This window comes from Allohahella marinimesophila (assembly GCF_039538005.1).
Lineage (GTDB): Bacteria > Pseudomonadota > Gammaproteobacteria > Pseudomonadales > Oleiphilaceae > Allohahella > Allohahella marinimesophila.
In genome coordinates, this window is the sequence record NZ_BAABBO010000019.1 from 1 (window position 1) to 26,962 (window position 26,962).

Genomic DNA, 26,962 nt, shown 5'->3' on the forward strand with positions numbered 1-26,962 from the left:
ACCCCGCAAAGCTATTACCTGCAGCGACATCGTTTTTGACGTCCAACACAAGCTTTCTCAACGAAGGGTTTTCGAGTCCATCGGCGACTATGTCGAACGACTGCACGAGTGGCACACCAGCCTTCATCATCGTTGCAAGTTGACGCACGAATATCGCGATATCAAAAGGCGTGATCTTCTGGGTCTTCTCACCGAAGAGACTCTTCGGTTTCTTTCGTACTTTGGTCGGCACGATTCCCTGCTTTCGCAGATGAGCCTTGACGATGGTCGAGTTTGTGCCGATCGTTTCACCCTTGGTCTTGTTACCCTTTCTATCTTTGCCCTCCCAAATGAACGGGACGGTTTTCTCGATTACCTGCGCCATAGTTTCTCTACCCAAAAGTGTTCGGCCAGTGGCTCGAACTCAAGTCGTCTATTAAACCTGCTCTAGTCTTTCGTTATGCGGTTGGCATCTTCCAGGCTTGTCATGCCTTCGATTACCTTGCGCAGGGCAGACTGACGTAGGTTACGGAAGCCCAGTTTCTGCGCAGTTCTGGCGATCTCGAGCGAGCTGGCATCATTCATGATCTGCTCTTGTAGTTCAGGCGTGACCTTTACTACCTCATAAACACCTACACGACCGCGGTATCCACCCTTACATTTTGGACAGCCCTTGGGATGATACAAGGTAAAGCCTGTAGCAATTTGTTCGTCTGTGAAGCCTTCCTCTTTAAGCACCTCATTTGGCACCTTCAATTCTTCTTTGCATTCGCTACAGAGGCGGCGAGCAAGACGTTGCGCAATGATAAGACTGACCGAAGTGGCAATGTTGAAAGAGGGCACGCCCATGTTGCGCAAGCGGGTCAATGTTTCCGGGGCGCTGTTGGTGTGAAGCGTCGACAACACCAAGTGACCAGTCTGGGCTGCTTTGACGGCGATGGAAGCGGTATCAAGATCGCGTATCTCACCAACCATGACCACATCCGGGTCCTGACGCAGGAACGCTTTCAGCGCTGCAGAAAAGTCGAGACCAACTCGAGTACTGACGTTCACCTGGTTGACGCCCTCGAGGTTTATCTCGACAGGATCTTCAGCAGTTGAGATATTTCGCTCCGGCGTATTCAGTATGTTTATGCCTGTGTAGAGCGAAACCGTCTTGCCGCTACCTGTGGGTCCTGTAACCAGAATCATGCCCTGGGGCTGGGCCAGCGCGTCCATATACAATTGTTTCTGGTCCGGATCATAGCCGAGCGCGTCGATACCCATTTTAGCGCTACTGGAGTCGAGAATCCGCAATACGATCTTCTCGCCCCAAAGCGTGGGCAGGGTATTGACACGGAAATCGATAGACTTTGTCTTGGACAGCTTCATCTTTATACGGCCATCCTGTGGCACGCGTCGTTCAGAGATATCCAGCTGGGCCATGACCTTAAGACGAGCCGAGAACTTGGCGGCTAACTTCACCGATGGTCTTGATACCTCGTGAAGGATGCCGTCGGTTCTGAAGCGTATGCGGTAGGCGTGCTCGTAGGGCTCGAAGTGGACATCTGAAGAGCCGCCCTTAATGGCGTCGAGCAGCATCTTGTTCACGTATTTGACGATAGGCGCATCGTCTTCGCCGGCGTCTGAACTTGCTTCCGGCTTATTGTCACCGGTATCAATATCGATATCTTCAAGGTCACCATCTAGATCCATGCCGCCAAGGGGTTGTTCCTGTGTTTCCAGATAGGCGTCGATGGCTCGGCTGAGTTTATCCTGCTCAACCAGAACGGGTTCGGCATTTAATCCAGTGGCGAACTTGATTTCATCCATTGCCGTGATATTGGTTGGATCAGCGACTGCCAGGAATAATCTGTTTCCTCTTTTGAAGAGCGGCAGTACCTGATGCTTGCGCACCAATTTTTCGCCAATTGACTTCTCTGGCATGACTGCCAGGTTAAGCGCATCCAGATCGAAAAGCGGTACTCCGAACTCCAACGAAGATGCTTGCGCGATCTGTGGTGCCTTGGCGAGCCCATTATTGACGATATAGGCCACCAACGGAATGTTAGCCCGTTTGGCCTCATTACTGGCGTTGCGAGCGGTTTCTTCGTCGATGATGCCGTCGAATACAAAGCGACGGGCAAGGCCTGTGAGTGGTGCGCTCATGTACAGTTTCTGACTCTTTAGAAGGTGAGGAATACCACTGCAACTGCAGCTTAAGCAGAAATCAAGGTATTTGAGGAGTTTAGAAGTGAATAGGAGAGTTCGCAAAAATCCGGTTCGAAAATGAATTCAAATTTCAGCGTATCTCATGACATGGACAAAGGTGGTCATCTTTAACAGCGCTTAATTGTGACCGGGAGCGTCACTTTATGCCGCGACAGAGAGTGATTATGCCAGAGTAGGCTATAATTTGAACGAGTAGACATGTTGCGTTTGGGGCGGACCAGAAGGTCTAAGCCTATGATAATAAAGTGGGGAATATGTGAAATTTGATTTTGGCACGCCCTCTGCTTTACTTCATACAAGGATGCGAAGCACAGGCGACGCCCGAAGCAAAACGTCATAGAACACTGAGGATTACCAAATGCAAAATTTCAAACCAGTAATGAGCAAGGCACAGCAAGGCTTCACACTGATCGAACTTATGATCGTTGTTGCCATCATTGGTATTCTTGCCGCTGTAGCGATTCCGGCCTATCAGGATTATACCACTCGTGCGAAGGTTGCCGAGCCTGTGAGTCTTTCAAGTGGTGCTAAGGTTGATCTTTACGATTGGTACACCTCATACGGCACTATGCCAACAGCAGGCGATGCTGCAGCAGACATACTTATCGCAAAGATTACCGATACCCTTGAGCTTGCCGAGACTGTTAACGCAGCGGCTTATGAAAGAATCGATGATAATACTTCAGCATTCGTTATGGATATGGACAAGGGTCCTACCGATCTGAATGCGGCAACCTTGACTGTTAAATTCGCAGCGAGCGTTAAAGGTCTAGAAATGATTTGTGATGCAACTGGTACAGCTGCTGCACCAGCCTCAGCAAGTCCGACCACTGTACCAACCAAATATCTGCCTTCTGCTTGCAGATAAGCGAAACGGTACAACTCTGCTGACATAGTTTAAAGTATGTCAGTGAATATAGAGCCGCTCAATTGAGCGGCTTTTTCTGTGGTGCTTCAAGCATGGTGGGCAGGGCCTCCATGCGATATTCGCCTGGCGGTCGCGGCAAAGGGGTAATTGGGCGGTGCAGTCTGTTTCGACCCGGCAAGGAGAACGGTTAATCGTATAGCATGGGTGTGCACCGCGGGGGATAATCTAAAGGCAGGAGAAGGTGAAGCAGAGGCTTGACGAACGGAAACTGCAAGGGATTGGAGTTGCCAGGTGATCTGGCCTTCGTGGTCGATGACTAATGCCTGCACAGCAGCTTAGGTCGACAGCACCTATAGGAAGAAGGCTTAAATTTTCTCCCAATTATTAATGCTAAGAGGTCTGCGAGCTAAAGCTTTAGCCACTACAACCAAGGCTCAACCCGCTCCTCCAACTTAAACCGCCGCATCCCATAATCATATTCCCAGCGCTCCAGCTTGGTCTCATTCCTGGTCTCTCCAACACAAATCCGATTGAACGAATTCGGCATCTTGTTTCTGATTCTGGTCGAGAAGGTCGTGCCGCACTGGGCCGTCCAGGCGTCATGCGCTATATCCGGGTAGCGGATGCGCAGGGGCTGCATGAACGGAAAATGAATGTGGCCACCCAGGTACAGGTCCATGCCATCGGCCGCCCACTGCCGGATGGCAGGCTCGGCGTTGTGCATGATGTTTTTCTCATCCATTTCAAGGATAGCGTCCACGGGCTGATGCGCAAATACGATCTTGAGTTTGTGCGTCTCGGCAGCGCGCAGGCGTTCGCTGGTAAGCTGGATATGCTCTTCAGTGATCAAGCCGTCCTTGTGCCGGGCCGGGTCAGTTGTATCCAGGCCGGTAATTGACACCCGATCCGAGTCGAACGTCGGCATGTGGTCCTGGCCTAGTGAAAAATCCGCCAGGTATTCATCGTAGCGACCGTAAGGCGAGCTGAAGCGTCGAAGCACGTTGTAGAGCGGAATATCATGGTTGCCAGGTACAATCATCACCGGACCATCCGGCAGGCGTCTCAGAAAAGCAGCCGCTGCCTTGAATTCGCTGACCCGCGCGCGCTGGGTGATGTCGCCTGAAAAGATAACCAGCTGGCTTGGAAACTCTTCGAGATGTTCGAGCAGCGCTTCGATGGTGGCCTGTATCTCAGTACCGAAATGCGTGTCTGAAATATGCAGTATATTCATTCACCATCCTGTTTCTTGGCAGGCATGATGACTTGAGCCGCTTCGTGTTCGACAGTAAAAATAAGCGGATTTTGCAGTTTGCGAATCTCGCCATCGACAGCCACTTCAATAGATTTTCTGCGTCGCACCCGCGAGTAGGTAATCTTGAGCTTCTGTACTGGTTCGTAGCTGATCTCTTCTACGTTTCGTATGCCGCCGAAAGCACTTCGGAGCAGGGCGAACAACATACTGATACTGGTGCGCCCACGCATGGCAAACAGGATCATGTAACCCTGGTCCAGATGGCTTGCCTCAGGCATGTCGAAGGTTTGGATCTGAGTCTGACTGCAGGTCACCACGACCAGGGGCGTCCTCATTTGCCGGACCTGTGTACCGTGTTCGATCGAGATCAGCGAGCGCTTCTGACTGGTCAGGAAGACCCAGATGCTGGTGAGTACGGCTGCAAGCCGCGATCGACCGGTTTTCGCCAGCATCCGCTCCCTGGCCTTCATGATCTTCGGATAAACTCCGAGACTGGCGCTGACACAGAAGGGCTCCCGGTTCACCCAGCACAGGGGCACGGCCGTGGCTTCACCTTCGATGGCGTTCCTGATGGCTGCCTTTGTCTCAGTAGGAATACCATGATCCCGCGCAAAGTAATTGAAGGTGCCGCGCGGAATGATGGCGAGCGTGGACTTACCTACGGTAGCATTCAGTACGGATGTGCGACCAAGGAAGGTGTTGACAGTGCCATCACCTCCCGCAATCAGCAATACGGCCTCTTCCGCTGCCGCATCATGAATGGCACGATCTATCTCGTGCTCGAAGTCGGGCCCCGGGTGCAGTTGGTGCGTTTTCAGTAGTGATTCGGCTGGGATCTGCTGGCTGATGCAGTCGAGCAGTTGCTCGTTCTTCTGATCCCCTGCGGCGGCATTGATAACGACGATGAACCGACGGTATGTCACAGTTTTCCCTGAATTGATGGTAAAAGTTGGAAGATGAAAGTCGTATACGAAGCTTCGAATACTATAGAAGCATACCTGCTCAAGTCACGCCTGGAGCATGAAGAGGTCCTCGCGTGGATTACAGGGGAGTTTTTGCAGGGTGGTATCGGTGAACTGGCAGCGCATGGCCACGTGCGGGTGATGGTAGCTGACGATGACGTTGACAGGGCGCGAGTCGTCATCAAACAATATGAAAAGGAGGTCTATACACACATGACACCAATCGAATTCATCGGCATCGGCGTTACCAAGGGCGGCAGTTCCTGGCTGGCTGACATGCTGTCGGCGCATCCACAGGTCTGCCTGTCTGAGCCCAAGGAAATCCGCTATTTCAATACGCTCGCCTCGCCGGGAGGGACGGATCTGAATCCGAACCGGCAGGAAAGCCTGAACTGGTATCACCATCATTTTTCGCACTGCCCAGACGGTGCAGTTCGAGGCGAATATACGCCACTGTACCTGGCAGATCCGGATGCAGTGGATAACATTTTGGCCTACAACCCCAGGATCAAAATACTGATCTGCCTCAGGGATCCACTGGCGCGCCTCGTGTCACACTACCGCATGAATCGTGACTACGTCGGAATCGCAAAGCGGCCAATCGAGGAAGAGATCAAGGCCGATGGGCGCTATCTGGAGCAGGGGCTGTATGGTCAACAGATCGAGCGGCTGTATCAGCGCTGCAAGCCTGAGCAGGTGCTGCTGCTGTTCATGGAGGATGTCGAGGCCGACAAGCAGGGTACGGTGGCCAGAATGTACGATTTTCTCGGTGTCGACCCCACCTTCGTGCCTGCCGCCATCGATGAAAAGTCGAATGCAGCGAAGGAAGCCAGATTTCCCTGGGTCGGCAGGTTCCTGTTTCTGCTACCGCGTTTTCTTGTGGCGATCAGGTTGAACTGGCTGCTGGTCGCCCTGCGTAAAGCCAATCTGCACAAACTGGTATTGAGCCTGTTGACGAAAAAATCGTCAACACTCGAGCTCTCGGATGCCTTCAAGGTCGAGATCAGAGACTACTACCGTCAGGACATCATCAAGCTCGAGGGCATTACCGGGCGTGATCTCTCTGGGTGGTATGAAGAGGTGGGGCCAGGGCAGTCGACAGCCGCTTGATATCGGCCGAAAGATTTATCAACGGCCCCTCTTGTATCTGCTAGAGTTCCGTTCAGAATCGCTACGCTTGCCGTGGGTTTCTTACACATTTCCCTTTACCAAGAGGATTTCAATTGCTCACGAAAGTACTGGCTAGCGTGCTTCAGTCACTGCCGAAAACCCGGACGGGTGACTATATTTTTTCTTACATGCTGTTCCTCCGCGCGCACAAGCGGAAGCCAGGTGCCAGCATGCTGCTCAACGATTATCTGTTCCGTCTCAAGACGTCCAACGAGATGTTGAGTCCGCTGCGTCAGTTCACGTCCGACAAGGCGCTGGTCAAGCATTTCGTGGCGGCCACCGTGGGTGATCAGTACAACATCGAGTCGATAGCTGTCCTGGAATCGAAAGACCAGGTAGATAGCTATAAGTTCCCCAACACCTGTTGCATCAAGCCAACCCACGGCAGCGGGCGGGTCATTCTGCGTCGCAACGGGGAGCCGATCGACAAGGCCGAAATCAAGGCATGGTTCGATCTGAACTACTACCTGTACAAACGTGAAATCAATTATCGCTATGCCCAGCCGAAGGTGATTATCGAGCCGATTCTGTTTGGTGGTACCAAGGGAGAGGACTACAAGTTCTTCTGTTATGAAGGCAAGGTGAAGCTGCTTCAGGTCGACATCGGCCGCCATGACAATCACACCCGGAAGTATTATGACGGGCAGATGAACGAGCAGGACTTCTCGATGAAGCGTCCGCGCGAGCTCGGGGCCTACGAGTTGCCAAAGAATATGGCGGAAATGATCGCGGTCGCTGAAAAGCTCAGCAGCTATTTCGGTTTTGTGAGGATCGACCTGTATAGCGACGGTAACGCCATCTACGTCGGCGAAATTACTCACTGCCCGGAAAATGCTTGCGCCCGCTTTATTCCTGTCGAGGCCGAACAGAAAGCTTCCGACCTCATCTTCAACTAGCTGATCAGATCTCCTCGAACAGTTTGAGCCGTTTTCTCATATACCAGCTGAACATCGCCGCCAGCGAGGCGTAGGCGATGGTGGTCGCCACTGCTGCGCCCATGATGCCGTAAGTCGGCACCAGCGCAAAATCGAGCCCCAGATTGACGCCGAGCGCGATGAAGGTGGCGATCTGTACGAAGGCAAAACGCGACATGCCGACAATGATCGACAGCTGTAGCATCTGATACAGCGCGAAGAACGAGGCGATCAGCAGGCAATACATGATCGGCAGTGAGGGGTCGTACTTGGTGCCGTAAACGAGCGACAGGCCTGGCGCCAATAGCAGGGCGGTCACGATGAGGCCAGCGGTACCCAGTCCCATGATCTGCAAGCGTGTCTTCGTCATGAAGTGACGGAGCCTGGTCTTGTCTTCCAGCAGGAGATGGATGTCCGGCAGATAGAACATCTGGATGGTCGTAAAGCAGATCAGCATGCCCTTGAAGATCTGATAGCCAAAGTTGTACTGGCCGATGCTTTCAAAGTCCGTGTAGAGCCGCAGCACGAGATTATCACCCCAGTTCATGAGGTAGACGGCCACCGCACCGATGACGTACCACAGGCTGTTCCTGAACTGCTCCTTGACGACCTTGGCATCGAACTCGAAGGGCAGCATTTCACGCCAGGGCAGTATCGGCAAGATGAGTATGGCGGCAATGCAATGGCCCAGGAATAGTGTCCACAGCGCATCCCTCAGATCGAAGACGCCCTGCAAATAGAAAAATGCGAGCACGGCGAAGAGGCCAATACCGATCATCAGCTCGAACAGCGGTCCCCACATCTTCCGTTGGGTCGACGTAAACGTCGATATGTGGATGAAGCGCATGCTGACGACGTAAAAGGCGGCGATGACCAGCACGTAGTTGTCATGACTCAAGCCGGTAAAGGTAAGAAAGGCGTCATGGAATACGATGGCAAGCCCAAGCGAAATAACGTACCAGCCGCCTACACTGATGGCGCGAGCCGTAGTGGCGCGCCTGACGTGCCCATGTTTGGTGTACTCCCGACTGGCCTGCACCACATAAGGCGACTGTGAAGATTGGATACCAATGGCCGTGAACACGTACAGCAGCATGAGCGCCAGTGAGAAGCGACCAAACTCATCAGGCGTAATGAAGGCCGCCACCAGCAGCGGAAACACGAACATCGTGGCCTGAGCCACCATGCGCACCAGTGCGAAACTCAGAAAGGATTTTAGCGACAGGGTCATCGTATGAGCTGGCCCGCGATCTCGATGATCCGCTCGGCGCGCGAATCCCAGCTGTAAGCGTTTACTGCTTCCAGGTTCCGTTGCCCTATCGATCGTCGCATCTCCTCGTCCTGCAGCAGCCTGTCGAGCTGGGCTGCCAGGTGCGATGGATTGGACGGCTCAAAAAAGAGCGCATGTTCGTTTTCGACAAGAATCTCCCGCATCGACTCCAGATCGGACGCCACGATAGGCAAGCCATTGGCCATATATTCAAACAGTTTGAGCGGCGAAGTGTAATGGGCACCTATCGCTGTGCGGTTGTTCGGTAGCACGCCAATATGGGCGCTCTTGGCGATGGGCATCAGTTCGTCCTGCGACATGCGCGAGCGCAACTCCACTCGGTCACCGACACCCAGAGATTGGACAAGTTGCTGGATACGCTCGAAATCCTTGCCCACGCCACCGAGTGCCAGAAAAACGACGTTTGGCGTGCTCACGAAAGGAATGGCTTCTATCAGTGTCTCCACACCCTTCCAGTCGATGAAGCTGCCGGAGTACAGCACCTGCAGTCGATCACCGGCCAGTGACTGTGGTTTCACACTGGCGATCACGTCGACGCGGACACCATCTGGCAGCACCGTGATTCGTTGTGGATCCACGCCGAGAATGGCTTCGAGATCGCGGGCAATGCCGTGGGAAATTGGAATGAAATAGTCAGCCAGCTTCAGTGAAGCCAGCTCCAGTTCGTAGCTCACCTTTTCAGAGGTCTTGTGGTACAGCGTATGCGGTTCGTAGATGACTGGCACCTTTGGCCGCGCCCAGGCCGGCAGCATCTTGAGAAACACCAGCAGCGTAATGTCGCGGGTGTAGATGACGTCGAAATCACTGGCTTTGAGCGCCAGGAGCACCTGCACACAGTAGAGCAGGCGGGTGACCTTCTCGATCAACATCGAGCCCGTGAGCAGCTTCACCGGCAAGCGCTGGGTCGTGAAATTCTGCTTGATCGAAAAGAACTGGCACAACGATGTAAACGCCGTCTGTGACATCCAGCCAGTGAACAGCGTCACCTGACTGTGCTTGCCCAGCGCTTCGCACATGCTCAGCATCTGGTTGATGTTGGCGTCGCGTGTTTCCAGCTGGCTCAGGTAGATATAGGCTATCTTCACTGCTGCTGTGTCCGCTCGTTGGCCTCGATCAGCGGCCGCATACTGGCCTCGAACTGCCCGGTGACGGCCTTCCAGCTGAAGTTGTCTTCCAGCCGCTTACGACCGTTCTGACCAAGCTGACGACGGAACTCAGGCTCATCGATCAGGCGCTTGAGCTGTGTGGCAATGGCTTCAGGATTTTGCGGTGGCACCAGCAGGGCGCAATCGCCGACGACTTCCTTGCCGCCACTCGAGTCGGTAGTAATGATGGCCATGCCAGCGCACATGGCTTCGAGCAGGTTGACCGGGAAGTTCTCCTGATCAGAGGTGAAGGCGAAAATGGCATTGTTTTCATAGATCGCCTTCAGCTCGGGTGAATCATTGTCGACCCAGCCATGGAAGGTGATGTCGATATCCTTGCCAGCCGCCTGATCGCGCAGTGTCTGGAGATAAGGGCCTTCGCCAAGGATATGCAGCGGAATCCGGTACTTTGGGTCTTCCTTCGCCATGCGGACCACGGCATCGATGATGTACTGCACACCCTTGCGTTGAAACATTCGTGTGCAGACGACGATGCCTGGCTGCTTTGGCGTGCCTGGATCGAAGCGCGCAGGATCGTAACCATTGGGAATGACAGTCACGTTCGCGCTCGGCCGTGATTTCAATATCAGCTTGCGCAGATGCTCACTCGGGCTGGTGATGAGATCGATAGCCTTGACGGTGTAATGCCAGACCGGCTTGAGCAGTACATGCTGGAACTGGAAGCGGTCGGGGTTGTAACCCGGCACATCCGAGCCATGCGCGGTGCAGATGAGTGGTATTTTCAGCCGTCTGGCGAGAAAGGAGCCAGTGAATGCGTCCGGAAAAATGAAGTGGGCATGGATAATGTCAAAGCGCCTGGTCTTGGCCAATTTCAGCGCGTAGAAGAGCACGGAGGCTTCGTGCGGCACCATCTCGCCAATATGACAGCTCTCTGGCTTCGCCCGCAGGCTCTTGAGCCGATGCACCCTCACACCATTCTGAGCGGTCTCGCCCACTTGGGTCTTGAAGCCCATGGTTACGACATCCACCGAATGGCCGTTAGCTACCAAGCCCTCGGCCAGGCCAAGCGCTACCTTGCCACCACCACCACCCAGGGGAGGGTATTCGTAGGTGAGTACGAGAATGTTCATTGCGGTCCCTCAGGAGAAAGGTCGCGATTGTAGGCGTAAAAGAGCGGCGGGTGTATCAGGTATTACAGGTATGGACCCAATCGCGAATAATGCCGCCTCACCGCCAGCTTAGACTAGACTCATAATATAACCACACCATGGAGAATCCTTTGAAGAAGCTGACCACTTTTGCCATTGCCACCGCACTCGTTACGCAACTCGCCGCCTGCGGCACAATTCTTCACCCGGAACGTAAAGGTCAGCGGGGTGGGAACATCGACCCTGCCATCGCCGTCCTCGACGGTATTGGCCTGCTGTTCTTCCTTATCCCCGGCATTATTGCCTTTGCCATAGACTTCTCCAATGGCACCATCTATTTACCCGGCGGCAGCGCCCAGTTGAGCCCGGAAGAAATGGATGCCCTGGTAGCGGATAATGTGGTTGATAAGCAGGAAGTCGCGAAGATGATCGCTGCTCGTAGTGGCGAGGCGATCGACGAATCAGCTGGAAGCAGCATGGAAATTCGCCGAATGTAGGTGTATTGCTAAAAACTATTGGTTGTATTTAATCAATTGCTTTTAGTTATGATCTCGCCTGAGTTAGTGTGGACACTGAGCAATCGGTAACCACCTTCAGGAGAGGTCGCTATGAAGAAGACATTAAGCTTTGCGGTGCTGCACTTTTCCATCGCGTTCACGGTGGCCTATCTGCTGACCGGCAGTCTGATTATCGGCGGCACGCTGGCGCTGATCGAGCCAGCAGTCAATACCGTTGGTTTCTATTTTCACGAGAAAGTCTGGACCAGAATGGAGCGTCGGAAAGCCGGCGTCTCCAGTCGAAACGCCATGGCGCCGGCGTTTTCCCAAGTTCAGCCTGTCTGAAAGGAATAAAGGTTCAGAATTCTGAAAACACGAAGTGGCAGTGCTGGGGCCAGCTAGTCAAGATTACCAGGAGGGACGCTGACCTTACTCTCAGCTAAACATCAGTCGACGAAGATATAACAGAGAAAATTCTGCTAGCTAATGACTGATGCTTCAAAAAAATGGTAGCAAGAGCGAGATTCGAACTCGCGACCCCAGCATTATGAGTGCTGTGCTCTAACCAACTGAGCTACCTTGCCACGTTCTGATCATGTTCTGAAAAACGGGGATTGACCCGAAGTTCAGGCCGCGTATTCTCTGAGCTTTTGGCGGGCATGTCAATGCCCTTTGCCCACTCAGAGTGTGATTACCGCCTAGACATTGAAGCGGTAGTGGATGACGTCGCCATCCTTGATGATGTATTCCTTGCCTTCCAGTCGCCACTTGCCGGCATCCTTGGCACCAGCCTCACCCTTGCAGGCGATGAAGTCGTCATAGGCAATCACTTCAGCTCTGATAAAGCCACGCTCGAAATCCGTATGGATCACGCCGGCGCCCTGTGGAGCCGTAGCACCGACTTTCACTGTCCACGCCCGCACTTCCTTCACGCCGGCAGTAAAATAGGTCTGAAGGCCCAGCAGGCCGTAGCCGGCGCGGATAACACGATCGAGCCCTGGCTCTTCCATGCCGAGATCCGCGAGAAATTCTGCTTTCTCATCACTGTCCAGTTCGGCAATCTCGGACTCCAGCTTGTTGCAGATCGGCACTACCACCGCGCCTTCTTCAGCGGCAATGGCTTCGACCACAGCCAGATGCGGATTGTCCGAAAAACCGTCTTCTGCAACGTTGGCGATGTACATCGTCGGCTTCATGGTCAACAGGCAAAGCTCGCGAATGTGCAGGTGTTCGTCCGGCGTCAGCGTGAGGCTTCGCGCGGGCTTGCCCTGATCCAGGTGGGGCTGCACGCGCTCCAGTATGGCCAGTTTGGTCTTGGCATCCTTGTCGCCACTCTTGGCGACCCTGGAGAGGCGATAAACAGCCTTTTCCACGGTGTCCAGATCGGCCAGCGCCAGTTCGGTATTGATGACTTCGATATCGGCCGCCGGATCGATCCTGTTTTCGACGTGCACCACGTTCTCGTCTTCGAAACAGCGCACGACATGAGCGATGGCATCGGTCTGGCGAATGTTCGCCAGAAACTGGTTGCCCAGACCCTCGCCTTTGGAGGCGCCCTTGACGAGACCTGCGATATCGACGAACTCCATCGTGGTTGGCAGTACTTTCTGTGGCTTCACGATGGCAGCCAGCGCATCAAGCCGACGGTCAGGCATCGGCACGATGCCCGAATTGGGTTCGATAGTGCAGAATGGAAAGTTTTCGGCATCGATGCCGGCTTGTGTCAGCGCATTGAACAGCGTTGATTTACCGACATTGGGCAAGCCGACGATGCCACAGTTGAAACCCATATCACACCTGCTCTGAATTCAGTTGTTTTCAATTCGAAACGACAGCCCGATTATTCGACCTGTCTGTGTAGTTCATTCATGGCGGCAGCCAGATTGCCCTTCAATAGAGAGGGCAGGTGGGCTTCCACCCGGTCAAATGTCTGTTCCAACAATTCGCGTTCGTTCGCTGGTGCACGACCAAGCACGTAACCAGTCACCCGGTCCTTGTGGCCGGGGTGCCCGATACCAAGACGGAGGCGGTGAAAATCGTTCCGTCCGCCGAAGGTCTGAATGATATCGCGGATACCATTGTGCCCGCCATGGCCGCCCGAGGCTTTCAGACGTAGCGTACCTGGGGGCAGGTCCAGCTCATCATAAGCGATCAGCAGTTCTTCCGGTTCGAGCTTGAAGAAGCGGGCGAGGGCGCCCACTGCCTGACCGCTGCGATTCATGAAGGTGGCGGGAATCAGCAAATGTACTTCGCCGGCACTGGTGATTGCCTTGCCATAATGACCGAAGAACTTGCTGTCCGCCTTCAATGTGCAGCCCAGACTATTGGCCAGTCGCTCGACGAACATGGCACCGGCGTTATGCCGCGTCTGTGCGTATTCATTGCCCGGATTACCCAGGCCGACTATGGCGCGAATTGGCGTTGTCGCAACATCCGTCATGGCGATGACTCGTTCAGTTTAAAACTGCATAAAAAAACGGGCTATTCGCCCGTTTTTCGTGAACTACACCGATTACTCAGCGTCGCCCTCAGCGGTCTCGCTGTCAGTATCAGTATCGGTATCAGCTTTCACAACGCGTGGCATGTGAATGTTGGCTACCGGCTGGTCGTGACCTTCACCTTTCTCGAGTTCAGCAAGCTTCACGCCCTTTGGCAGCTTGATATCGCTCATGTGAACAATCTGGTCGACAACCACGTCTGCCATATCGATTTCGATGAACTCAGGCAGATCCTTCGGCAGACAGATGACTTCAGCTTCGATCATCTGGTGAGAGATGATGCCGCCGCCTTGACGTACGCCAACTGCCTTGTCTTCATTGATGAAGTGCAGTGGAACGTGGACGTGGATGGTCTGACCCTTTACGATACGCAGGAAATCAGCGTGCTGAAGCGTCGGCTTGTATGGGTGACGCTGCAGATCCTTCAGGATGACCTGTTCGGTCTTGCCGTCGATGTCGAGGTTAAGGATGTGCGAGTAGAATGCTTCGTTCTCGAGGGCATGCATGAACTCGTTGTGCTTGATCATGATGTTGACTGGCTGGCCCTTTCCGCCATACACGACGGCCGGTACCATACCCTGCTCGCGACGTAGGCGGCGGCTCGCACCTTTCCCCTGAACATCGCGGCTTGTTGCGGCAATTGTAAAATCGATAGCCATAATCTTTTTTCCTGGCAGTCGCCAAAGCGGCTGCAATATCTTCATAAATGAATGTCAGCGATCGCGACCAATCGCCAACTCTTGTATCAGACTATTAAACTAATGCTTTCAAGGCCTTAGTTGAACATTGCACTGATTGATTCTTCATTGCAGACCCTGCGGATGGACTCCGCGAGCAGGCCAGACAACGAAAGCTGCCGGATTCTATCACAATTACGGGCTTTGTCACTGAGCGGAATGGTGTCGGAGACCACGAGCTCGTCCAGTTGCGACGCTTCGATGTTTTCGATGGCTGGTCCGGACAGTACCGGATGTGTGATATAGGCCAGGACCTTGCTCGCACCGTGTTTCTTCAGCGCATTGGCGGCCTGGCACAGCGTACCGGCCGTATCGACGATGTCGTCGATGAGGATGCAGGTCTTGTCCTGGACATCACCGATGATGTGCATGACTTCAGTGACGTTGGCTTTCGGGCGACGTTTGTCGATGATGGCCAGATCAGCATCATTCAGACGCTTGGCAAAGGCTCTCGCCCGCACGACACCACCGACATCGGGGCTGACCACAATGTAATCCTTGAGGCCACGGCGTTCGACATCGTCGAGCATGACGGGTGTCGCGTAGGCGTTGTCGACCGGAATATGGAAGAAACCCTGGATCTGATCAGCGTGCAGGTCGACGGTCAGGACGCGGTCGATACCCACACCATCCAGAATATCGGCCACCACTTTGGCGCTGATGGGAACGCGGCTCGATCGCGGACGACGATCCTGGCGCGCGTAGCCATAGTAGGGGATAACGGCTGTGATGCGGCCGGCAGAGGCGCGACGCAGCGCGTCGGCCATGACCACGAGCTCCATCAGGTTGTCGTTGGTCGGTGCGCAGGTGGGCTGGATGATAAAGACATCACGACCACGAACGTTCTCGTTTATTTCGACTGTGATTTCGCCATCACTGAAGTTACTGACAACTGCATTGCCAAGTGGAATATGCAGTGCGTCGGTCACCTTTCTTGCAAGCTCTGGATTAGCCCTGCCGGAAAAGATCATGAGTTTGGACACAGTGGGACCCTTTTCAGATGGTTCGTGAGATAGTTTCGAGGATACAGTCATGTCATGCGTCGCTCAGCGGCGGATAGGCTACCCGGACCTGCAAGTCAGCCTGCAGAAGCATGTGAAATGCTGATGGCTGCCGGCTGTGCTTGAACTTGCAACGACACCCGTGGGCGACTAGGTGTCGCGCCACGGAAAAGATGGCTGGGGTGGCTGGATTCGAACCAACGCGTGGCGGGATCAAAACCCGCTGCCTTACCACTTGGCTACACCCCAATAATTCATGTAATGAACGACCTCAAAGGGACAAGAGCGTCTTCATTCAAGGCATTACGAGTTATCTATTCTAGCACTGATCAGAGTTTGTGAGAACCCGATGTCAGCCCCGATACAAGCCTGCTGTTATAGGCTGACGGTAACTTCTGCGCCAGCCTGTTCGCCAGGCTTGCAGACTCCGGATTCGCAACAGGACCACATGGAATAAACACTGTGGATCCGGTCCCCGTCAAACGGCAGGTCTGACCTTCAGCACTTGCCCAGTCAAAAATATCATTGACCTCGGGGTGCTGAAACCGGACGACTGTTTCACAGTCATTTCCGAACATCTTGCTGCTCCAGAGCGGACTCAGTGAAGCAGTCAGCTCATCTCGTAAAGCGGGCGCAATTTTGCGTTTTGGCGTGTCTCTTGTCAAGGCTTGATGGCCGAAAATTGCAGGCGTCGAAATATGACAGCCTGGATGGATCAGGAGAAAGTGTTCCTGAGCCAGCTTGAGTGGCGTCAGCACTTCACCAATACCTTCGGCCAGACAGGCTGATTGATAGAGAAAGAACGGCACGTCGGCGCCCAGTTGCAAGCCGAGCGAGCACAGGTTTTTCAGCGGCAGCTTCAGGTTCCACAGCCGGTTGAGTGTGAGGAGCGTCGACGCAGCGTCCGAGCTTCCGCCACCGAGTCCGGCGCCCACCGGAATCACTTTTGTGAGGGTAATGTGCAGTTCGGCATTTGCCAGTGGATCTTCGCCCTTCATCCGGATCTGGTGCTGCCTCAGCAGCTCGGCGGCGCGGAAGGCCAGGTTGCTGCGCTTATCATGCTCAGAGGCCTCTGCAGGCAGGCTGACAGGCGACGAGGGGTCCAGGCGCAAGTGTATGGCGACATCGTCTGGCTGCCTGGTGCTGCAAGCCTCGTGTTCAAAGCGCAGCGTGTCGAAGAGGTCGACCGGTTGAAACAGGCTCTGTAGCTCGTGGTAACCGTCTTCACGACGACCATTGATGTGGAGAAACAGATTGAGCTTGGCTGGAGCCAGCACGCTGAGAGAGGGGGGTATTCGGAGCGAGTCCATTATCTGAAAGGCGTCCAGTTCGAAATGGCCATTTTGATGGTGACTTGCGCATCCTGCCCGGGAATAGGCAGACGACTCAGCTGAACGAAATGCGGCAGCAGGAGGGGTTGATAGCTGCCAATATCCACTGGCTGATGCTTGCGCAGGCTGACCGACCAGCCATCCTGCTCGATGCCAATCACTTCACCGCCGGCTCCGAAGGTGATCTCAGGGGCAGAGCCGTCAGACACTGCCGCAGGCAGGCCTTTGATCCAGCTGCTGATCTGCCGAACCGGCAGAGGCCAGCCAAAAGCACTGAAGAAAGCGCGCTCCGGATCCTGTAGCAGCGTCACCGGTTCCTCACCCGCCTGATGGATGGTGACTGTGGCGTCGTCTCCACGCACACGTGTGGCCCCCAGACCGAGGATGACTGAAGCCAGCTCGATGTCGTACGCAGCCTCATCCTGCGTCCAGCTGCGAATCTGGCCAGTATCGATGCGGTCGTCACGGCGCACACTGATCTTGCCTTCAATTGTCCAGTGGTCGAAGCCACGCAGGCGTGCCGCCGTATTCGCCCAGTCCGCCGGCTGAACACCGAAGACCACCGGCTCGCGCGGCGCGCTCAGTTCGCAGCCGCCCAGCAGCAGAAGCGATAGCAGGACGGGGAGTCCGATGCGAAGGAATGGCAGGTTCACAGTAATACAGCCTTATGCATCAGTCGCTGGTCAGTTGCGCCGAGGTCAGGCCATAACGCTGGATGGTGTCAAGCAGAAGCTTGTGGTCATCATCCTGGATGAGTCCTTCACGCCAGACTGTCCGCGCGCGGGCCTGTTCACCGGTTTCCCAGAGCACTTCACCAAGGTGGGCTGCGACTTCGGGGTCGGGGAAGGCCATGTAGGCCTTTTCAAGATAGGGCAGGGCTTCGGCTGCTGAGCCCTGGCGATAGAGCAGCCAGCCAAGGCTGTCCATGATCGCGGGATTGGATGGATCCAGCTCGAGCGCCCGCTTGATGAGCTTCTCGGCTTCCTCGAGACGATCTGTTCGATCCGCCAGCGTGTACCCGAGTGCATTCAGGGCGATGGCATTATCCGGATCCTGCTCGAGAATTTCACGCAGCTCGCGCTCGAGTACGTCGATCTGACCGGCCCGGTCGGCTGTCATGGCATAGCTGTACTTGAGGTCGAGACTTTCGGGATGTTCATCCACAGCACGTTCAGCGACCTCGAGGGCTTCCTCGTGATCATTCGTCTCATTGTAGAGACTGATTTCAACCTGCCAGATCGCCTCGCTCTGCTCAGGATAGAGGCTGCGGGCGTGAGCGAACATGGCTGCGGCTTCAGCGTCGCGATCCGCATTGCGGAGGAGAAAAGCACTCCGCGCCAGTGCGGTGACGAAGTTGCCGCCTGAGGTGACTTGCGAGTAGTGATGAATGGCGGTGTCGATTTCATCTGCCTGGTCGGCAATGCGACCGAGGTAGTAATGCGCATCGTTGGTCAGCTTGTCTTCGGCCACAAGTGACTGCAGGGCCTGGCGCGCCGCCTCGACGTTGTCATTCTGCAACGCGATGATGGCGTAGGACCGCTTCAGCGTCGGGACTTTCGGAAACTGATCGGCCAGATCCGCGTAGACTTTTTCAGCTGCCTCGAATTGTTCCTCATCCAGATGCGCCTGTGCCAACAGGACCCCGATCTGCATGCTCTTGGGTAATCGCTTACGCTGTTTTTTCAGATAGCTGAGTGCCGCGTCCGCACCTTCGAGCTTGTGCATCAGCTTGCTGTGCAGCGCGACATAATTGGCTTCGTCCGGATGCTGGCGTACGAGATCCCCACTTTCGGCGTAGGCTTCTTCGAATTGCTGTCTGTGCGCGAGCAGGGTGGCGTGACCATAGCGCAGCGAGGCTTCTTTCGGGTGACGCTCGATGAGCTCTGCGTAGAGCTCAAGCAGGCTGCTCTGTGTCTGAGGGTCGAGCGTCGTGGCATGCAGCGCGAGCCGATCGAAGGTGCTTTGTCCACCAAGCTCCATGACCCGTTCCATGTGCATGAGGGCTGATGAAAAGTCGCCAGCCTTGAGCTGATAGACGGCCGCATGCTGATGAGCCTCGAGATCATCTGGCGCCACGTCAGTCCAGAGCGTAGCCAGCGCCAAAGCTGCATCATCGTCCTTCATGTATTGGGCAGCCTCGAAGGCACGCTGGATCACGGCTTGATCCTGTGTTTCCAGTGCCACGGCGGAGTAGTCACTCAGTAGGCGCTTGAGGTCACCACGATGACCGGAGATTTCGGCTTCGACGAGGAGCCTGACCGTATTTTCGGACATGCCGCTTACTGCAGTATCAGTATAGTCTTCCGCAGGCGTTATCTTGATCGGCTGCAGCGTTATCGGATCGCGAACATGGCCTTCAGGTATCGTCTGGCGGGACTGGTACTGGGCTTTACTCATTCCCTGATGATCGCTGCCATTGGAGGCGCAGCCAGTGAGGACGCCGACGGCCAGCAAGGCTATCAGTGGCGGCAGCGAAGTTTTACGGGTCATGAAGGCCTTTCCTGTTCTGAGATCCGGTCTGTACCAGAAGTTCCGTCAGAGTGTGCATTCAGGCGTCCCGATTCGCAACTATTGGCGGCGATTAGAGCCTTACGGATGCCTTACAGCTTGTACAGAAATTCCCGGCCAGGCAAAGGCCATGATCGAATGCCGTCTCGATGGGGTGGCTGCAAGTCGCCCGGACGCATGCTAATATGGCGAATTGAGCGGCGTCAGGATTCGCGGTACGCGGACGCTCGGATTTCCTCAGCGACGGACACCCATGACGATCAAGGTTTTCGGTCTCAGTCATAAAACCACTGCAGTCAGCCTCCGCGAGCGCGTAGCCTTTCAGGCCGAAGAGGTGCCCGCCGTTCTCAAGCTGGCCCTGAACGCGCTGGGTGTGGATGAGGTGGTCATACTGTCGACCTGCAATCGCACTGAGCTCTACATGAGCGGTGCCGATATCGATGCAGGTCGGATGAGCGACTGGTTTTGTGGCTACCATGAAGTGGGCCATGATGTCGGTCGGGCCGAGCTGGAACCTGGTCTGTATTTCCTCGAAGGCAAGGCCGCCGTTCGTCATCTCATGCGTGTTGCGTCCGGTCTGGATTCATTGATGCTGGGAGAACCACAGATTTTCGGGCAGATCAAGGACGCCTTTACGGTGGCGCGATCGAGTGGCACCGTAGGTGGCGTGCTCGATCGACTGTTTCGACATGCCTTTACTGTTGCGAAACGTGTGCGAACCCAGACTGCCATTGGCAACAATCCGGTGTCTGTAGCCTACGCGGCAGTGTCGCTGGCTGGTCGAATCTTTCCTGATCTGCATAAGTGTACGGCACTGCTCATAGGGGCCGGTGAAACGATAGAGCTGGTGGCCAAGCACCTGCTGCAACGTAATATCGAGCATCTGATCATAGCCAACCGGACCCTGAGCCGCGCTGAAAGTCTGGCTCTGAAAACCGGTGGGGCAGCGATTCTGCTGAGTGATCTCCCGGAACACCTCGCGAAGGCAGACATCGTGATTGCGTCTACCGGGGCGCCGCTGCCCGTACTGGGCAAGGGGGCGGTTGAGACTGCTCTGCGAAAGCGCCGCCACAAGCCGATGTTCATAGCCGACATCGCCGTTCCGCGTGATGTCGAAGCTGAAGTGGCCGATATCGAAGATGCCTATCTTTATGGCATAGATGATCTGGAAGCCGTCATCGAAGGCAATGTGCGTGCCCGTGAGGAAGCTGCCAAAGAGGCAGAACATCTCATTCGCGAGGGTGTCGACGATTTCATGTACAAGTTGCGTTCGCTTGAAACCGTTGATGTGCTCAAGTCACTACGTGAGCGAGCTGAAGAAGTGCGCGATCTGGAGCTGGCGAGGGCGCTTCGTCTGGCGGATTCGGGGCAGAGCGTAGAAGCCGTCATGCGACAACTCGCCCATGCCCTGACCAACAAGTTGATACATCATCCCACCGTGCAGGTGCGGCGTGCCCACGCTGAAGGCCGCAAGGAAGCCAGCGATTGGCTGCGGGATCTGTTTCAACTGCCGGCGAATGTTCCAGCCGCCCCGGAAACGCCTCTCGAATCCGCTGACCCTGAAAGCCTGGACAGGCATCCACGTCCAGAATCCTAGCGTCATATCTTCTGCGCTGACCAACCCTCCTTACCTCACTATCGAACAGGTTTCCGAACAGGCCACATGAAAGATTCAATACGTCGCAAGCTCGAGCAACTCCAGGATCGCCACGAAGAAGTATCGGCCATGCTGAGTGATGCTGATGTCATCCATAACCAGACACGCTTCAGGGAGTTGTCACAGGAGTTTTCAGAGCTCGAACCGCTGGTCACACGCTTCAGTGCCTTTCGTCGAACCGAGGCTGGCCTTGCCGCGGCAAAGGAAATGCTGGCCGAGGATGACGCCGAGATGAAGGCCATGGCCGAGGATGAGATTGACGAGCTCAAGGCCGAGCTTGAAACTCACGAAGCTGAACTGCAGTTGCTGCTATTGCCTAAAGATCCGCGAGACACCGCAAACGTCTTTCTCGAAGTCAGGGCCGGCACCGGTGGTGACGAAGCGGCCATCTTTGCTGGTGATCTTTTCAAGATGTATAGCCGGTATGCGGAACAGCGCGGCTGGCAGGTCGAGATTCTGTCCGAGAGCCATGGCGATCATGGCGGCTACAAGGAAGTGATTTCGAGACTCTCGGGGAATAATGTATATGGCGCGCTGAAGTTTGAATCCGGAGCGCATCGCGTTCAACGCGTTCCGGCCACGGAGTCACAGGGGCGGATACATACATCAGCCTGCACCGTGGCCGTTATGCCAGAGGTCGAGGCAGTCGCCGCTATTGATATCAATCCCGGCGATCTTCGAATAGACACTTACCGGGCCAGTGGCGCCGGTGGTCAGCACGTCAACAAGACCGACTCCGCAATACGAATCACTCACCTGCCGACTGGTACGGTTGTCGAGTGTCAGGATGAACGCTCCCAGCACAAGAACCGGGCGCGGGCGATGTCGCTGTTGCAGGCCCGGCTGTTCGATACGGCACAGGCGAAGCAGGCCAGCGAGCAGGCGCAGAAGCGCAAGTTGCTGGTGGGGAGTGGTGATCGCTCCGAGCGGATTCGAACTTACAATTTTCCTCAGGGCCGTCTCACTGATCATCGCATCAACCTGACGCTCTACAAGCTGGATGAGGTGGTTCAGGGTGACCTGGATCCTGTCATTATGCCCCTGCTTCAGGAGCATCAGGCCGAAATGCTGGCTACCCTGAATGACGCTGATGCCTGATTCCGCTGAGTCCGCCGGCTTAGACAGCGCAGACTCTTCCTGTGAAGAGAGAACCGTCAAACAGCTCTTGCTGATGGCTGGCCAGGCGCTCAAGGCGAGGGGTGCCGATGCAGATGAAGCCCGTCTCGAATCAGAGCTGCTGCTACTCGAGATGACTGGCAAGTCCAGAGCCTGGCTGAGAGCCTTCGATGACACACGGTTAAGCCTTGAAGTGCAACACCGGTTTGAGCAGCTACTGCAGCGCCGCCTTAGCGGTGAGCCGCTGGCTTACATTCTGGGTCGAAAGGACTTCTGGAGCCTGGAACTGTACGTCACCGATGCCGTCCTGATTCCACGAGAGGATACTGAGGTGCTGGTGACTCAGGCCTTGCAGCTTGGTCGGCAGCTCGAAATTGAAACGGGGCAGACCGTGCTGGATGTTCTGGAACTGGGCACCGGCAGTGGTGCCATCATCTGTGCGCTGGCTACCGAAGAGACGCTATGGCAGTTCACAGCGACAGACGTCTCGGCAGAGGCCTTGGCCGTGGCCACCACGAACGTCACTGGCCATGGCTTTGCCGGGCAGACGACCTTGCTTCTCGGTAGCTGGTTCGATGCCCTGGAGAACGGAATGGCGGCTTCACACGAGTCAGCTGCTCCGCGTTTCGACCTCATCATCAGCAACCCTCCCTATATCGCCGAAGGGGATCCTCATCTGGATGCTCCTGCATTGCGTCACGAGCCGGCGCTTGCCCTCAGCTCAGGCACTGATGGACTTGATAGCATCAGGCACATCGTTGCGGCCGCTTCGCGCTGGCTGCAGCCCACGGGATGGCTGCTGCTGGAGCATGGCTACGACCAGGGACCAGCTGTTCGCAAATTGATGCGACAAGCCGGTTACGAAAACGTTGCCACAGCGCTGGATCTGGCCGGACAGCCACGCGTGACGATGGCACGACATTCAGTGGCAGCTGTGCAAATAGCCGGAGCGGCAAAATGACCGACGCTAGCCAGCCGGATACTGGCCTCTCTGATGACGAGCTCTTACGCTACAGTCGCCACATTCTGCATCCGGGTATCGATTATGAAGGTCAGCTGGCGCTGAAGCAGGGCAGGGTAGCCATAGTTGGCGCAGGTGGTTTGGGCTGTCCAGCTGCCATGTATCTGGCCGCCAGCGGCGTAGGGTCCCTCACCATTTTTGATGACGATTCGGTTGAGGCCAGCAACCTGCAGCGACAGATTGGCTTTACCAGTGTTGATATTGGACAAGCGAAAGCCGAAGCCTTGTGCGCTCGTCTGAGTGCGCTTAACCCACATATCCGGGTGCAGTCGGTAGTGAGCCGATTTACCGAAGCAACGGGTGCCCCAGAGGATTTCGACCTCGTGCTCGACTGTAGCGATAATTTTGCCACCAGGGCTGGCGTTAATAAGTTCTGTGTCAGCCGTCGGGTACCGCTTGTGTCCGGCGCTGCGATACGCAACGAAGGGCAACTCTGCGTCTTTGACAGCCGGGTCGAAGGCTCAGCCTGCTACCACTGTCTGTATGGTGATCTTGACGAGTCTGGCGGGGCGGCAAACTGCGCCGAAAGCGGGGTGCTGTCTCCCCTGGTGGGCGTGATTGGCGCGCTGCAGGCCGTAGAGGCGACCAAGGTTCTGTTCGGTCGCCACCAGGATAGTCTTGGGAAGTTGCTGCTTTACGATGCCACAGGTGTTCTCTTCAGAACGCTTCGTTTCAGCCAGGATCCTGAGTGTGCCGTGTGTGGTAACACACCTAGCCCAAGGCCTTGAAGCGCTCTATAGCGGACGCGCGGGTCGCTTTCAGATCAACGATCGCCTCTGGATAGCCGCAGTCCTTGCGTTGATTTTTATCAGGCTCGTGAATGCTCTTGTTGTCCAGCGACGCCAGCTCCGGCAGGTATTTTCGAATAAAGGCGCCGTCAGGATCGTGGCTTCGGCTCTGGCTCACCGGATTGAAAACCCGAAAATAGGGGGCTGCATCGGTACCAGTGGAAGCGCTCCATTGCCAGCCACCGTTATTCGAGGGGAGATACCCGTCGATCAGCTTCTGCATGAAATACTGCTCGCCTCGACGCCAGTCGAGAAACAGGTTCTTCGTCAGGAACATCGCAGTCACCATGCGCAGACGGTTATGCATCCAGCCTGTCTGATTCAGCTGCTTCATGGCTGCGTCGACCAGGGGAATACCGGTGCGCCCTTCGCACCAGGCTTCAAAGCCGGCTTCATCATCGTTCCACTTCAGTTTATCTGTCTCTGTCTTGAACGGCTGGTGCATGGACAGGCGAGGATTGTCCGTCATCAGATGAATATAGAAATCACGCCAGATCAGTTCACTAATCCAGGTCGAGATACCCTTCACGGCGTCTTCAGAGGCGCCTCCAGACTTCAGCCGACGTCTGGCCTCGGTGGCCACCACATAGCATTGACGGCCAGACAGGGTGCCGTTGGCCAGGAAGCGTGATATCCGGCTGGTGCCATCTTCGGCTGGTCTGTCCCGCAGACGGTCGTAGTCCTCTGCATAGGACTCGATAAACGCTTCCAGCTCGTCATGGGCCGCGTCCTCACCGGCTGCCCAGTCACTCGAGTCAATCAGATCAAGCTTTGAAAACGCCGAGTCGATGGCTTTCGCTGTGTCTGCTCGAACTGATAGTTCAGCTGCCGCTGAAATGAGCTTCTTGTCCGGGTTCCTCGATTTGGAAGGTTTTGGCCACAGTGAAATCGGGGAAGTATCGGCTACTTCGAGCCAGCTGCGCTTGTAAGGGGTAAACACCTTGTATGGCTCGCCGGCGTTGGTGCGTATTGACTTCACCGGCAGAATGCTTTGGTCACGGTAGCTATGGACACACTCAATGAGGGGCTTGAGTCGCTTGGCCACGGCCTGATCGCGTCGATGCTCGTTCACGGCATACTCTTCATTGAAGTACAGCGCGCGAGCGTCCACCGCTTCCACGAAGTCCTCGAGCACCTTTGGCACTGTCGTGAAGTCGTCGGCAGTCAGCAGAAACAGTGGCTTACCGAGCTTCTCCAGGGCCGAGGCGAGCTCGATCAGGGATCGTCGCAGGAAGTCCAGCTTGATGGGGGCCGCGTCGTGCTGCTGCCATTGATTCGGACAGATGACGAAGCAACACAGCAATGGTCGCTCGTCGTCTGCGGCCTTGGTGGCCGCCGCAGTGAACGCAGGGTTGTCGGCCAGCCTCAGGTCGTTGCGAAACCAATGCAGCACGCAGCCCTTATCATCACTCACCCTGAAAACCCCTTACAGATTGGCTTCGGCAAACTGCGCCAGTATGGATCTCGGGACACCCTGCAAATGGATGTGCCCGCCATGCTCGAAATTACGGAAGCGTTCGGTGAGATAGGTGAGCCCCGAACTCGGTGCGCTCAAGTAGGCCGTGTCGATCTGGGCAAGGTTACCCAGACAGATGACCTTGGACCCGGTGCCAGCCCTCGTGATGATGGTCTTCACCTGGTGAGGGGTCAGATTCTGGCACTCATCGATGATGATGAGGCTGTACTGAAAACTCCGGCCTCGGATATAGTTCAATGACTTGAACTGAATCGGCACCTTTTGCAGGATGTATTCGACGCTCGCCGTCATATTCTCGTCATCCTGGTGCAGGGCTTCGAGGTTGTCGGTAATGGCGCCGAGCCAGGGTTCCATTTTCTCGGCTTCAGTACCCGGCAGGAAGCCGATGTCCTTGTCCAGGCCCTGGGTGCTGCGGGTCACGATGATACGTTTGTAGCCCTTGCTGGCCACTGTCATTTCTATCGCTGCAGCGAGTGCAAGTATCGTCTTGCCACTACCAGCTGCACCGGTCAGGTTCACCAGGTGTATATCAGGATCCATGAGCAGGTCCAGCGCCATCGCCTGAAAGATGTCTCTTGGCATCAGGCCCCAGGCTTCCCGGTCCATGAGGTGGTGATGGGTGAGATCGAGGATGTGCACAGTATTATCGCCAAAACCACAGACCTTGCCGATGAAATCCTGCCTGTCGACCACGAAATCATTGATCGACATGCCCTTGAGTGCGTCGATGACAGGAAGGATATGAATGGTGCGCCCGCCGTCCTGCTTGGTTTCGACCTTCTCGATGTTGTCCCAGAAGGACCCTTCGAACTCCCGATAGCCCTTGGAGAGCAGGTCGATGTCATCAATCAATTGGTCGGTATGGTAGTCCTCGGCTTCAACACCGCAGGCACGCGCTTTTAGCCGCATGTTGATGTCTTTGCTCACCAGTACGGCGACGCTTGGCAGCTGATCGCCCTTTTTCTCGCTATCACCCTGTTCACTGCGCAGTGCCTGATTCAGCTTGCGCTGACGCTCCTGCAAAGCCAGCAGACCATTGATGATCTTGTTGTCATTCAGCGTATCTGACAGCTGCTCATTGCCGGACTGATCCATGAGGATGGAAATGCAGCCGGAGTGCTCGTTACTGGTTTCGCGGAAGATAGGTACGCCGCTCTCGATAAGCTCGGGAGACGCATCCCCAAGCAGGCGGTCGATGAGACGGATGGCCTGCCTGCAATCGGCTGCAATCGAGGCATTCCCGTTCTTCAGGTGGTCGAGCTCTTCGAGTACGGTAAGCGGAATCACCACATTGTGCTCTTCGAAATTCAGCACGGAATTCGGGTCGTGGATCAATACATTGGTATCGAGGACATAGGTTTTTTTATTGCTCTGGCGCAGCGCCATCTTTACCACCTGTCTATGCGTCTGTTGTGTGGTTACCTGCCAGC

At 55.4% G+C, this 26,962-nt stretch carries 25 protein-coding genes and 2 tRNA genes; 9 read left to right on the top strand and 18 right to left on the bottom strand.

The annotated features are described in order from the left end of the window. Positions 1-364 (bottom strand): type II secretion system F family protein (locus ABD735_RS17835; RefSeq protein WP_344809008.1); only part of this gene is annotated, 364 nt, incomplete at its 3' end. Positions 365-426: 62 nt separating this feature from the next. Then, entirely contained in the window at positions 427-2,127 is a 1,701-nt protein-coding gene (pilB, locus tag ABD735_RS17840; RefSeq protein WP_344809010.1) for a type IV-A pilus assembly ATPase PilB, read from the bottom strand. A gap of 442 nt (positions 2,128-2,569) precedes the next feature. On the opposite strand from pilB, the gene ABD735_RS17845 reads away from it, so the two are divergent. Further along, complete coding sequence (locus ABD735_RS17845; protein WP_425548629.1) at positions 2,570-3,058, top strand: pilin; 489 nt, start codon at positions 2,570-2,572, stop codon at positions 3,056-3,058. 421 nt (positions 3,059-3,479) lie between these two features. Here ABD735_RS17845 and ABD735_RS17850 read toward each other — a convergent pair whose 3' ends face one another. Both ABD735_RS17850 and ABD735_RS17855 read right to left on the bottom strand, forming a co-directional pair. Beyond that, positions 3,480-4,289, bottom strand: coding sequence for a metallophosphoesterase family protein (locus tag ABD735_RS17850; RefSeq protein ID WP_344809014.1), 810 nt, complete (start codon positions 4,287-4,289; stop codon positions 3,480-3,482). Continuing rightward, on the bottom strand, positions 4,286-5,233 hold the full coding sequence (locus tag ABD735_RS17855; RefSeq protein WP_344809016.1) for a diacylglycerol/lipid kinase family protein: 948 nt from the start codon (positions 5,231-5,233) through the stop codon (positions 4,286-4,288). Before ABD735_RS17855 ends, ABD735_RS17850 begins: the two co-directional genes overlap by 4 nt. A 33-nt stretch (positions 5,234-5,266) precedes the next feature. Between ABD735_RS17855 and ABD735_RS17860 the strand changes: the two genes are divergently transcribed. After that, positions 5,267-6,382 (top strand): putative signal transducing protein, encoded by a 1,116-nt coding sequence (locus tag ABD735_RS17860; protein ID WP_344809018.1) that lies wholly within the window; start codon positions 5,267-5,269, stop codon positions 6,380-6,382. Positions 6,383-6,495: 113 nt separating this feature from the next. Continuing rightward, on the top strand, positions 6,496-7,338 hold the full coding sequence (locus ABD735_RS17865) for an ATP-grasp fold amidoligase family protein (RefSeq protein ID WP_344809020.1): 843 nt from the start codon (positions 6,496-6,498) through the stop codon (positions 7,336-7,338). A gap of 4 nt (positions 7,339-7,342) precedes the next feature. Here the strand turns inward: ABD735_RS17865 and ABD735_RS17870 are convergent, their stop codons facing one another. The 3 genes from ABD735_RS17870 to ABD735_RS17880 are packed head-to-tail and all read right to left on the bottom strand — an operon-like array spanning position 7,343 to position 10,883. Then, positions 7,343-8,587: an oligosaccharide flippase family protein gene (locus ABD735_RS17870; RefSeq protein ID WP_344809024.1), complete on the bottom strand. Its 1,245-nt coding sequence runs from the start codon at positions 8,585-8,587 to the stop codon at positions 7,343-7,345. After that, complete coding sequence (locus tag ABD735_RS17875) at positions 8,584-9,732, bottom strand: glycosyltransferase family 4 protein (protein ID WP_344809026.1); 1,149 nt, start codon at positions 9,730-9,732, stop codon at positions 8,584-8,586. The genes ABD735_RS17870 and ABD735_RS17875 overlap by 4 nt, the downstream gene beginning before the upstream one ends. Beyond that, on the bottom strand, positions 9,729-10,883 hold the full coding sequence (locus ABD735_RS17880; RefSeq protein WP_344809028.1) for a glycosyltransferase family 4 protein: 1,155 nt from the start codon (positions 10,881-10,883) through the stop codon (positions 9,729-9,731). The genes ABD735_RS17875 and ABD735_RS17880 overlap by 4 nt, the downstream gene beginning before the upstream one ends. Positions 10,884-11,032: 149 nt before the next feature. On the opposite strand from ABD735_RS17880, the gene ABD735_RS17885 reads away from it, so the two are divergent. Continuing rightward, positions 11,033-11,398, top strand: a complete 366-nt coding sequence (locus tag ABD735_RS17885; RefSeq protein WP_344809030.1) for a polyribonucleotide nucleotidyltransferase — start codon at positions 11,033-11,035, stop codon at positions 11,396-11,398. Between the two features lie 111 nt (positions 11,399-11,509). Next, positions 11,510-11,743 carry a DUF2061 domain-containing protein gene (locus ABD735_RS17890; RefSeq protein ID WP_344809031.1) on the top strand — a complete coding sequence of 78 codons (234 nt, stop codon included), beginning with the start codon at positions 11,510-11,512 and terminating at the stop codon, positions 11,741-11,743. Positions 11,744-11,905: 162 nt separating this feature from the next. Here ABD735_RS17890 and ABD735_RS17895 read toward each other — a convergent pair. The 9 genes from ABD735_RS17895 to ABD735_RS17935 all read right to left on the bottom strand — a co-directional run bounded on the left by ABD735_RS17895 (position 11,906) and on the right by ABD735_RS17935 (position 19,455). Then, positions 11,906-11,982: transfer RNA gene (locus ABD735_RS17895), tRNA-Met, on the bottom strand. A 114-nt stretch (positions 11,983-12,096) separates the two neighbouring features. Then, positions 12,097-13,188 carry a redox-regulated ATPase YchF gene (ychF, locus tag ABD735_RS17900; protein WP_344809033.1) on the bottom strand — a complete coding sequence of 364 codons (1,092 nt, stop codon included), beginning with the start codon at positions 13,186-13,188 and terminating at the stop codon, positions 12,097-12,099. A gap of 50 nt (positions 13,189-13,238) precedes the next feature. Next, complete coding sequence (gene pth / locus ABD735_RS17905) at positions 13,239-13,838, bottom strand: aminoacyl-tRNA hydrolase (RefSeq protein ID WP_344809035.1); 600 nt, start codon at positions 13,836-13,838, stop codon at positions 13,239-13,241. A 72-nt stretch (positions 13,839-13,910) separates the two neighbouring features. Then, positions 13,911-14,555 (bottom strand): 50S ribosomal protein L25/general stress protein Ctc, encoded by a 645-nt coding sequence (locus tag ABD735_RS17910; protein ID WP_344809037.1) that lies wholly within the window; start codon positions 14,553-14,555, stop codon positions 13,911-13,913. A gap of 116 nt (positions 14,556-14,671) precedes the next feature. Further along, entirely contained in the window at positions 14,672-15,616 is a 945-nt protein-coding gene (locus tag ABD735_RS17915; RefSeq protein WP_344809039.1) for a ribose-phosphate pyrophosphokinase, read from the bottom strand. Between the two features lie 192 nt (positions 15,617-15,808). Further along, positions 15,809-15,883: transfer RNA gene (locus ABD735_RS17920), tRNA-Gln, on the bottom strand. Between the two features lie 80 nt (positions 15,884-15,963). After that, complete coding sequence (gene ispE, locus ABD735_RS17925; protein WP_344809041.1) at positions 15,964-16,944, bottom strand: 4-(cytidine 5'-diphospho)-2-C-methyl-D-erythritol kinase; 981 nt, start codon at positions 16,942-16,944, stop codon at positions 15,964-15,966. Further along, on the bottom strand, positions 16,944-17,618 hold the full coding sequence (gene lolB / locus ABD735_RS17930) for a lipoprotein insertase outer membrane protein LolB (RefSeq protein WP_344809043.1): 675 nt from the start codon (positions 17,616-17,618) through the stop codon (positions 16,944-16,946). The genes ispE and lolB overlap by 1 nt, the downstream gene beginning before the upstream one ends. Before the next feature lie 19 nt (positions 17,619-17,637). Beyond that, positions 17,638-19,455: a tetratricopeptide repeat protein gene (locus tag ABD735_RS17935; protein WP_344809045.1), complete on the bottom strand. Its 1,818-nt coding sequence runs from the start codon at positions 19,453-19,455 to the stop codon at positions 17,638-17,640. A gap of 271 nt (positions 19,456-19,726) precedes the next feature. Between ABD735_RS17935 and hemA the strand changes: the two genes are divergently transcribed. The 4 genes from hemA to ABD735_RS17955 all read left to right on the top strand — a co-directional run bounded on the left by hemA (position 19,727) and on the right by ABD735_RS17955 (position 23,995). Then, positions 19,727-21,070 carry a glutamyl-tRNA reductase gene (gene hemA / locus ABD735_RS17940; RefSeq protein ID WP_344809047.1) on the top strand — a complete coding sequence of 448 codons (1,344 nt, stop codon included), beginning with the start codon at positions 19,727-19,729 and terminating at the stop codon, positions 21,068-21,070. Positions 21,071-21,136: 66 nt separating this feature from the next. After that, positions 21,137-22,228, top strand: a complete 1,092-nt coding sequence (prfA, locus tag ABD735_RS17945) for a peptide chain release factor 1 (RefSeq protein WP_344809049.1) — start codon at positions 21,137-21,139, stop codon at positions 22,226-22,228. Further along, positions 22,221-23,207: a peptide chain release factor N(5)-glutamine methyltransferase gene (gene prmC / locus ABD735_RS17950; protein ID WP_344809051.1), complete on the top strand. Its 987-nt coding sequence runs from the start codon at positions 22,221-22,223 to the stop codon at positions 23,205-23,207. The genes prfA and prmC overlap by 8 nt, the downstream gene beginning before the upstream one ends. After that, on the top strand, positions 23,204-23,995 hold the full coding sequence (locus ABD735_RS17955; RefSeq protein ID WP_344809053.1) for a HesA/MoeB/ThiF family protein: 792 nt from the start codon (positions 23,204-23,206) through the stop codon (positions 23,993-23,995). Before prmC ends, ABD735_RS17955 begins: the two co-directional genes overlap by 4 nt. Here ABD735_RS17955 and ABD735_RS17960 read toward each other — a convergent pair. Both ABD735_RS17960 and ABD735_RS17965 read right to left on the bottom strand, forming a co-directional pair. Beyond that, positions 23,979-25,469 (bottom strand): cryptochrome/photolyase family protein, encoded by a 1,491-nt coding sequence (locus tag ABD735_RS17960; RefSeq protein ID WP_344809055.1) that lies wholly within the window; start codon positions 25,467-25,469, stop codon positions 23,979-23,981. The two genes, ABD735_RS17955 and ABD735_RS17960, sit on opposite strands and share 17 nt — an antisense overlap. A 12-nt stretch (positions 25,470-25,481) precedes the next feature. After that, positions 25,482-26,918, bottom strand: a complete 1,437-nt coding sequence (locus ABD735_RS17965; protein WP_344809057.1) for a PhoH family protein — start codon at positions 26,916-26,918, stop codon at positions 25,482-25,484. Between the last annotated feature and the right edge of the window lie 44 nt (positions 26,919-26,962).